The sequence below is a fragment of the Bartonella sp. MM73XJBT genome, from assembly GCF_028618465.1.
In the GTDB taxonomy this organism is placed as follows: domain Bacteria; phylum Pseudomonadota; class Alphaproteobacteria; order Rhizobiales; family Rhizobiaceae; genus Bartonella.
Window position 1 is genome coordinate 1 of the sequence record NZ_JAQISY010000102.1, and the last position, 1,598, is coordinate 1,598.

At 43.7% G+C, this 1,598-nt stretch carries 2 protein-coding genes; both read right to left on the bottom strand.

What is annotated here, in order from left to right; translation table 11 throughout:
- Nucleotides 1–143 precede the first annotated feature (143 nt).
- On the bottom strand, nt 144–386 hold the full coding sequence (locus PVV69_RS09800; RefSeq protein ID WP_273757347.1) for a hypothetical protein: 243 nt from the start codon (nt 384–386) through the stop codon (nt 144–146).
- A gap of 9 nt (nt 387–395) precedes the next feature.
- Nucleotides 396–1,598: Bgr_08870 family protein (locus PVV69_RS09805; protein ID WP_273757348.1), on the bottom strand; the 1,203-nt coding region annotated here is incomplete at its 5' end.

A 1,598-nucleotide genomic window follows, 5' to 3' on the forward strand; every position in this document is an offset into this window, starting at 1 on the left:
TATTGTCATTTTGCTCTCCAAATCAATGAAGAGACAATAACAATCATCACCATGCTCCATAAGCCTGACACTGTCAGTCAAAAAAGACTTTAAAATCATACAAAGCCCGCTTATACAACAAGCATTCCTATAACTTAGCTTATTTACCTTTTTTGTGGCACCCCTATAGGTGGCTCTATGATTGCGTCTTTCTCTACTGGTTGCGTAGATGCGGATTGTTTTTTGTTTTCATCCAATACGGGAGGAGAGAACACTCCGTCTTTATAAGTCCAACCAATTTGCGCTTTACTTGAGGGGATAGCCTCACCACCAAAGGCGTGAACATAATTCTCAGAGGCGACAATAATATTTGTTACCACACCATTTTCAACAACCGCATACTCCATGCAAACCTCCTATATAAAAAATCTAAACAAAATTGCGCCATTTCCGCCATCACCACTGTTATAATTTTCTGCATCCTTTCCAGGAAAATAACCGCCGCCACCGCCACCAGCATCAGCTTGATTACGACCACCTCTGCCACCTTTTCCACCTTTGTCACTTTCACCGCCACTACCACCACTGCCATTACTAGATCCGCCACCGCCACCAGCACCACCAAAAAGAGAGCTTCCACCGTCACAGCTTCCGCCATTTCCACCATTACCGCCAGAAAAAATAAAGTTTTGAATGCCGGAGTAACCTCCTGTTCCTCCTACTCCCACTGTTTTGGTATTGCCGCTACCCTGAGAGCCTATATTCCCACCATTGGCAATGAGAACGCCTTCAATAATCGTTGCACCCCCACTACCATTTTTACCACCACGACCAATTTGGATATTTTTTGCTTTTCTAAACTGAGCTCCCTTGATTTTTACGCGGACACATTGTCCTCCACCGCCTCCACCGCCACCGTAGTAGGTATATGTGGTACGACCGTTATAAGTATTTTTTAACCAACCTCCAGTCCCTCCACTGCCGCCGCCGCCCCATGCCCATATTTCTATTTCTGTGTCATCGCTAAAACTTTCAGGAAATGGAATAGTGCCACTTTCTGTCATAAGAATTTCAACAGGCTTTTTGACTAATGAAGCTATTAATTTATCCACTTGTGATTTGGTATAAACAGCTTCACCATCAACGGTTAGTGGTCCTTTCAGCATGCTTCCGTTTGCGCTTAAACGGGTAACCACTGCTTCTGAGGTTGAAAGACTTCTTCTAAGCCAGATGGAGCTGGCGGATAAATCAACTGATGGAAATGCGCTAAATAGTGAATTATCGACGATCTCCAAACCACCACTCATGCTGACTGTTCTGGTAAATTTGTTCTCATTTTTCCATTCATTTGGGCTGGCTAAGCGACCATAGGCTGTAAGATCTTCATTAATCTTGGCTCTAAAATCATCAAGCCCCACGATATCTTCTGTTTTATGTTGATGGGTACCTAACAGCGAAATGGCACTGCCAAAGGTGAAGTTATTATTGCTTGATTTGTAAAGAACATAATTGTTGGCTGCGTCCTTAGCGCCCTCGATATCGCTTAAATCAGCAAAAGTGAAGGTTTTATCGGCTGCCATCTTGCCATTAAGGGCGCTTTCTAAACCCGTCACATCACT